The sequence below is a fragment of the Pedobacter sp. 05L430 genome (genome assembly GCF_056397585.1).
Genome location: NZ_JBFTNT010000319.1, coordinates 1 through 7,336 on the forward strand (window position 1 = coordinate 1; position 7,336 = coordinate 7,336).

Consider the following 7,336-nt stretch of genomic DNA (forward strand, 5'->3'; position numbering starts at 1 on the left):
GTACAATAGATAGTACAATAGATAAATATTCCTTAGAACATTTCAACAATTCTCGGAACCGGAGAAAATTTCAGTTAAATTTGCTGTATGAGTAATGGCGGTTCTTCTAATTCAATTTTCGACAAGGTTTTATCTTTTATTGACTATACCAATCAGAACATTTTTCTGACAGGAAAGGCTGGAACCGGAAAAACAACCCTGCTTAAGCGGATTAAGGCGAGTAGCTCAAAAAAAATGGCCGTGGTTGCTCCTACTGGGGTTGCAGCAATGAATGCCAAGGGAACCACAATCAATTCCTTTTTTCAATTGCCTCCAGGCTCCTTTTTCCYGGGTGATATTAGTTTAGAGAACCTGCAATCTGGAATACTTTCTATTCAATCTATGGTTTCTGATTTAAGCTATACCAGAGATAAGATAAATCTATTTAATGAACTGGAGCTACTTGTTATTGATGAGGTTTCGATGGTACGTTGCGACTTGCTGGATGTAATTGATGCAATACTAAGATCGGTTAGAAAAAATACCATGCCTTTTGGTGGGGTTCAACTCCTGCTAATTGGAGATTTATATCAACTACCACCGGTTACTAAAAGAGAAGATTGGGCGTTTCTAAGTAGAGCATACCCATCGCCTTATTTCTTTGATGCGCTTGTAATCCGCAGAAACCCACTTTTACAAATAGAGCTTACCACAGTATTCCGACAAACTGAACCTGAATTCATTAATATTCTGAATGGTATCAGAAACAATCAGATTAGTGAAAGCAGTTTGGATCTGTTAAACAAAAGATACGACCCTCAATTCAGCTCTACTGATGACTTAAATCCGATTATCATCACCTCACATAATGCTGAGGCTAATACAATTAACAAAGAAAAGTTAGATGAGTTAACCGGTGAAGAGTATACTTTTGAGGGAGAGGTAAGCGGAGAGTTTAGAGATCTGGGCTTGCAGGCAGAGCAGACCTTAAAACTTAAAGAAGGTGCCCAGATCATGTTCATAAAAAACGACACAGGTGATAATCGGAAATTCTATAACGGAAAGATCGGAAAGGTTAAGTCTGTTAAAGATGGTGAGATCTATATCTCTTTTCCGCAGGAGGATGATTTGTTATTGGAAAAATCTTCATGGCAATCTTTTGAATATAAAGCTGATCCTGAACAGGCCATTATACAACAGCAAGTTGGGGAATTTTCCCAATATCCGATTAAATTGGCCTGGGCCGTTACAATTCATAAAAGTCAGGGATTAACATTCGACAATGCAATAATTGATGCCGGAAAATCATTTGTTGCCGGTCAGGTTTATGTTGCTTTGAGTCGTGTTAGAACACTAAACGGACTTATTTTAAAATCAAAGATCAGTACTGAAAGTTTAAGGTCAAATACGGAGGTGATCAATTACATGAAACCCGCTAATGAAGATGACTTAGAGCACATTTTAATTACTGAACAGGAAAGATTCATTCTTCAGGTAGTATTAAACCATTTTTCGCTAAACCGTGTGCTTAGCGGATTGGAAACAATCAGTTCAAACTCTGAGATCGTTAAATCGCACCTGCCAGARTTTAAATCTTTGCTTGCTCAATTGAATAAATCGGTTAAAGACCTTATGATCTTGTCTGAAAAGTTTCAGACCCAGGTGAAGCAGTTACATAAGCAAGCAGGTTTTAAAGATCAACAAGTGTTGCAGGATAGAATTGAATCTGCATTGGCCTATTTCAGTAAGGAGATCACTATTCAGCTCCTAAATCCTGTAAACAAAAACATCAGGATTAAACCGAAAAACAAAATCCAACAGCAAATACAACACTTACTCCAAAAGTACAGGCAAATAATTGAAGCAAGAGTTTCGCAAATGCAATTCGGTTCTGGATTATTAAAAGAGCCAGTTAAACCCGAAGATTATATTGCCTGGATTGATAAACATAAGACCAAGCCCAATACTAAACCAGGCTCTTCCTCGGTAGAGCCTACAGTTACATTACAACTATTTTAAACTTCGGTTTAACCTAAATATGTCTACATCATCACTCCCCGTTTTATTGGTTACTGTTATATTGCTGATTGCAATGATGGGGATATGTGTCTGGGCAAAAAAATTAACGTTCCCTGCAGCGCTTACCGCGGGTTTAATTGGTTTCTTTGTATTTGCAGGTATAGGAGAAACCGGGATACTAATGCTTGTTACCTTTTTTATTCTTGGCGTATCGGCTACGGCTCACAAAAAACAACTGAAGGCAAAATACCATCCGGAAATTCTGGATAACAATGGGAGAAATGCCGGACAAGTATTTGCAAATGGAGGAGTTGCGGGGTTAACAGGCATTTTGGCAATTGTTGACCATCATCATTCAGACCTATATGTTTTAATGGCAGCTGCCAGTCTTGCATCTGCCCTTGCCGATACCCTATCTTCTGAACTGGGCATGGTGTACGGGCGTAGATTTTATAACATCCTGACCTTTAAAAGAGAGGCAAATGGTTTGGATGGAGTTGTAAGTTTAGAAGGAACCCTTATAGGTACATGCGGTGCGTCTGTAATAGGCTTAATTTACGCTGGGTTTGATAAAATGAGCCTCATTGTGATCGGTGCAGGAATACTTGGCAATCTGACAGATTCGATACTCGGAGCTACCTTTGAACGCAAAAACTACATGAGTAATGATGTGGTAAATTTTCTGAATACGCTTGTAGCATCCTTATTGGCGATAATGGTCTATTACATATTTAATTTTCCATAACTTAGCGGCCACAATTAAAATCGTTATGGCAGTATTACATAGAAAAGAAGAGAAAATTGAAGCAGTATTGAGTAAACTTCCAAAAGATTACACAGACAAAGATTTTGTAGATATGTTTATTAAGCTCTACTCTGCTCTAAAGTATTTATCTCTGATTTAGGTTTAACATCCAGCTTTCTGGCCTCCCATTTATCATTTCGAAAATCCAGATCCGGCGAATCAGCATGCCATACGGTAACATCAATTAATTTATCTGCTGTAGTTTTAATGCTAACCTTTACTCCTTGTTCACTTTGAGAGGATTTCCATATGCAAACCGGATAAGGCGACTTTGACATAGTGAGTCCAAAGAATGAGCTTAGGGTAGTCATGGCCTCTTTACCGTCACCAAGCCCATGCCCCACATTTGGCACATAATGAATTAAGTTTTGACCGGGAATACTGTCGTAATAATTCTTGATATTGTCTATTGGCCAATATTCATCATTGGTGCCCATTACGATCATTTTAGGCATTGTTAGTGATTTGCGGTACGAATATGGATCAATCATGGTGGCCAGGTCATTGCTGCTCCCGGTACCCAGATCCTGTACAAGACCTAGTTTAACGTAATCTTCTATCTGGATGCTATAATCTTTCCAAACCTTGATTTGATAGTTCATACTTACCGGCATGTTCAGCATATCGATCACCATTGGTGCAATTGCGGTTACCCGTTTATCAGAAGCTCCGGTAAGCCAGGTTGTCCAGCCACGTTTGGATGCCCCCGATACCACGAAACGGTTAATACTATGATGTAGTTTTTGTTTAGAAAATTCCTGAACGGCATCCATCGCTCTTTTTGCAGATTTAACCATTGGGAATAACAATGGCCAGCTGTAATCGCCATCTTTTTTGTAATTATGAAGTGTGTATGATATTAATGCATCTTCCGTTAAATTATTATAAAGAGGTTGATTCGGTGCCTGCTTGAGTATGGCAACCACAGCTTTGTTTTCTTTTGCTATTGCACTAAAACTTTTAACCAGGCCATCGCCTTTATCACTCCAATTTGGCATGCCTTCTTTATTTATGCTTCCACCGGTAATAAACAACAACGCTCCGTCGTACTTATTTTCTTTTGGAACGATTATGCTAAGCTGGTGGGTCCAGGTGTATTCTCTCCACTTTTGCGAAGTAAGCAGAATACTGTATACTTTCAGTTCATCAAGATCATAAGAGTCCTTTACTTCCCATTTGTAGGTGTTATCACCGTTATTCAGGTAATGTGACAAAGCGTTAACGGGAGTGATTCCAACTGATGATGTTGTTGTTTGGGCCTGAACAAGCAACGTTATCAAGCACAAGAAGAGCGTAGAAGCCGGAACTAATTTTCGAGACATTTTCTTTTTTTAGGAACTAATATAGCAAATAKTTGACGGGTTTTTATTTAACGGTTTGGGCTAGCGGATAGCCTTTATTGATCCATTCAGTTTTTAAATTAACTGTTAAATTTAATAAATATGCTTTCGTGAACTTTTGCTCATTTAACGCTTTAAAGGCAGGCCTGATGTTAGGGCATTTATCCATTGGACAGCAGCCGCAATACACTACTATCATTTCATTTTTTGGAAGGCCTTTTATTACTTTAGTCAGCTTTTCTACATTTTGTTTCTCACTGGCAGCGCCAAGGTGTGTGGCACCTTTTATATCTTCAACAACACCAATGTTATAAATACGGATTTTCTGCCCTTTTTCGATCATATTTGCCAGAACAGAAGGCTCCATAAGTTGACTCTTAGTCCAAGGATTGCTCTGTAACTGAGCAGACGGTATTTGTTGTGCTTTAGAAATATTTGAATTGGCAACAAAGATTAACAAAACAGCTATCGTTTTTAAAAGTAAGTTTTTCATGAAATTTGAATTATGTGGCAATTTAATGATTACTACTGTAAACTTCGCGATTAATGATCTGCGGCATTACTTTGTTACTTAATGCGGCAATCAGGTTATCTGCAGCCATAACGGCCATCTTGTCCCTGGTTTCTTCAGTTGCAGAACCAATATGTGGCAGCACACAAACATTCGGCAAATTAAGCAAGGGATTATCTTTATCCATAGGTTCGGGATTGGTAACATCCAGACCCGCTCCCCATATGGTTTTATCTTGAATTGCGTTAATCAGATCGGCTTCATTGTGTAAGCCTCCCCTTGCTGTATTGATAAACAAAGCGCTGCGCTTCATTTTTTCGAACGCAGATCCATTGAATAAATTCTTGGTTTCGTTTGAAAGATTGGCATGAACAGACAATACATCACTTTCGGATAATAGCTGATCAAAAGAAACATATTTTGCATCCAATATTTCCTCTGCTTCAGTATTGCGATTTCTATTGTGATAAATGACATTCATGTCGTATGCTGCCTTAGCCTTTTTAGCAAGCTCTACCCCGATCCTTCCCAAACCAAAAACACCAAGTGTTTTTCCTTTTAATTCTATTCCTAAATTTGCGGTGGGCTCAAAAAACGACCAACCACCGCGTTCAATTCTTTTATGCATCTGAAAGGCATTACGGGATACCGCGAGCATCAAGAGAAAGGCCACATCTGAGGTGGCATTACTAAGTACATCAGGAGTATTGCTAACAGGTATTTTATAAGAGGTTGCTGCTTCAATATCTACGTTATCATACCCAACACTCATCAATGCTACAGCTTTCAGGTGACTGCACTCCTCAAAAAAGTGAGCATTTAATTTGTTAGATCCTGCACTTAGCAGAGCATCATTATTTTTGCAAAGCTCAATTAGCTCTTTCTGTGGCAAGGACCTTTTTTCCGTATAAATAGTCAGTTTATAACCCGCTTCTTCGAGTAATTGAATTCCCCGTTGAGGTATTTTTCTTGTTATTAAAACTTTAATCATGTATTTCGCAAAAATTTAAACTGGAATTATAAACACGCTCCAATATAACAAACGATTAATAGTTTTAATTTATTTGTTCCATAACAAAATACTTGCTTGGTAAGCTGACCTTATATCTCTACTTTTAGAAATAGATAATCTTATTTGAATAGTCACAACACTTAAGCCAATACAATACACTATGAGCACAACCTGGAATGATGATGATTTAAAAGAAATGGCTAGCCAACTAAGCTCACCAAAGGGTGATAATGGAATAAAAACCGGCGAAAGAATGGCTATTTCAAATGAAAATATGATTGCCAGGACCATACAGCAACTGGACATAAAAGCGAATGATCATGTTTTAGAAATCGGTCAGGGCAATGGAAGCCATGTAAATTCCATCATCACCAAATCAACAGGAGTTCATTATTTTGGTATTGACATCTCTGAAACTATGATTGAGGAGGCAACAAGAATAAATCGAGCGTTTGTTGATAAGAATGTTGTTTCGTTTGAATTATCTAATGGCCATGACATTGACTTCCAAAGCGGTTCATTTGATAAAATATTTACGGTAAATACCATTTATTTTTGGGAAACCCCCGATGTTTACGCTAAGGAAATTTACAGGGTATTAAAGCCAGGCGGCAGTTTCAGCATCGGCTTTGCCGACAAAGACTTCATGAAAAAACTTCCTTTTACAAAATGGAAGTTTCGGCTATATGACAAGGAAACCGTTTCAGAAACACTCATTAAAGCTGGTTTTTCCATTGCTAAAATTACTCAGGAGAAAGAGAACATTAAAGGTAGCCTTGGAGATTTTATAGAACGAGACATTATAATCATAACAGCAAAAAAACTTTAAATAAAAAACACACGATTAACTACTCTCTAATGAAACAAACAATCATTTTTATACTATTCACCCTGTTTTGTACTGGTGTAAATGCTCAGGAAACTTTTACCATATCTGGAACAGTAACAAATGCCAAAGCTGAACAAATTGAGGCCGCCACAATATTTATTGACGGATCTCAAAAATCAACAACAACCAATACTAAAGGCGAATTTAAATTTTCCGGTATTGTGCCTGGTACTTATCAGGTTGTGGTTAATATGTTGGGTTACGGCTCAATAAAACAAAATGYAGTTGTTTTAGAAAAATCGGTTGTTCTCAATTTCACATTAGAGGAAAAACAAATCATTTTAGACGAAGTGATTATTGGCGATAACAATCAGCGCAAGAATTTTCTAAAAACATTCACTAAATATTTCATGGGAGAATCTAAAAATGCAAAAGAATGCAAGATATTGAATACAGATATCATTGATTTCTCTACAGAAAAGGCTATTTTAAAAGCCAATTCGCCTGATTTTCTGATCATAGAAAACCGAAAACTTGGATATCGTATTAAATACTTACTGAGGAAATTTCAATACAATAAAACAGCTGATGCAACGATCTATGATGGAGAATCTATTTTTGAAGATATTAAGGGCTCAAATGAAGAGCAGCAGACCTGGAAAGCAAATAGAAAAATGGCATATGAAGGATCGCTCATGCACTATTTAAGAGCGCTTTATAAAAACAAAACTCAGGAGGAAGGCTTCCTTACGCATGTTATAAAAAACGTTGATTTTCCATTAATGATAGATCCAACTCCAGTGTACACAGAACAGCTTATTGAACGCGCAGACAGCAATTT

Annotated in this window: 7 protein-coding genes; 4 read left to right on the forward strand and 3 right to left on the reverse strand. The window is 37.6% G+C overall.

The window, feature by feature from the left end; all coding sequences use genetic code 11:
- Window positions 1-87: 87 nt before the first annotated feature.
- Entirely contained in the window at window positions 88-1,998 is a 1,911-nt protein-coding gene (locus AC1DG9_RS23575; RefSeq protein WP_477635349.1) for an ATP-dependent DNA helicase, read from the forward strand.
- 19 nt (window positions 1,999-2,017) lie between these two features.
- Window positions 2,018-2,743 carry a DUF92 domain-containing protein gene (locus tag AC1DG9_RS23580; protein ID WP_337717798.1) on the forward strand — a complete coding sequence of 242 codons (726 nt, stop codon included), beginning with the start codon at window positions 2,018-2,020 and terminating at the stop codon, window positions 2,741-2,743.
- Between the two features lie 119 nt (window positions 2,744-2,862).
- Here the strand turns inward: AC1DG9_RS23580 and AC1DG9_RS23585 are convergent, their stop codons facing one another.
- Genes AC1DG9_RS23585 through AC1DG9_RS23595 form a run of 3 tightly spaced genes read right to left on the reverse strand, consistent with a single transcriptional unit; the run spans window position 2,863 to window position 5,645 of the window.
- The gene (locus tag AC1DG9_RS23585; RefSeq protein WP_477635350.1) at window positions 2,863-4,125 is read right to left on the reverse strand and encodes a PhoPQ-activated pathogenicity-related family protein; all 1,263 of its coding nucleotides are present in this window, start codon (window positions 4,123-4,125) and stop codon (window positions 2,863-2,865) included.
- A gap of 43 nt (window positions 4,126-4,168) precedes the next feature.
- On the reverse strand, window positions 4,169-4,636 hold the full coding sequence (locus AC1DG9_RS23590) for a rhodanese-like domain-containing protein (protein ID WP_337717801.1): 468 nt from the start codon (window positions 4,634-4,636) through the stop codon (window positions 4,169-4,171).
- A gap of 22 nt (window positions 4,637-4,658) precedes the next feature.
- Window positions 4,659-5,645, reverse strand: coding sequence for a 2-hydroxyacid dehydrogenase (locus AC1DG9_RS23595; protein ID WP_337717804.1), 987 nt, complete (start codon window positions 5,643-5,645; stop codon window positions 4,659-4,661).
- Window positions 5,646-5,826: 181 nt separating this feature from the next.
- Between AC1DG9_RS23595 and AC1DG9_RS23600 the strand changes: the two genes are divergently transcribed.
- Window positions 5,827-6,495, forward strand: coding sequence for a class I SAM-dependent methyltransferase (locus tag AC1DG9_RS23600; protein ID WP_288883850.1), 669 nt, complete (start codon window positions 5,827-5,829; stop codon window positions 6,493-6,495).
- A gap of 29 nt (window positions 6,496-6,524) precedes the next feature.
- On the forward strand, window positions 6,525-7,336 hold an 812-nt coding region (locus AC1DG9_RS23605; protein WP_477635351.1), incomplete at its 3' end, for a carboxypeptidase-like regulatory domain-containing protein.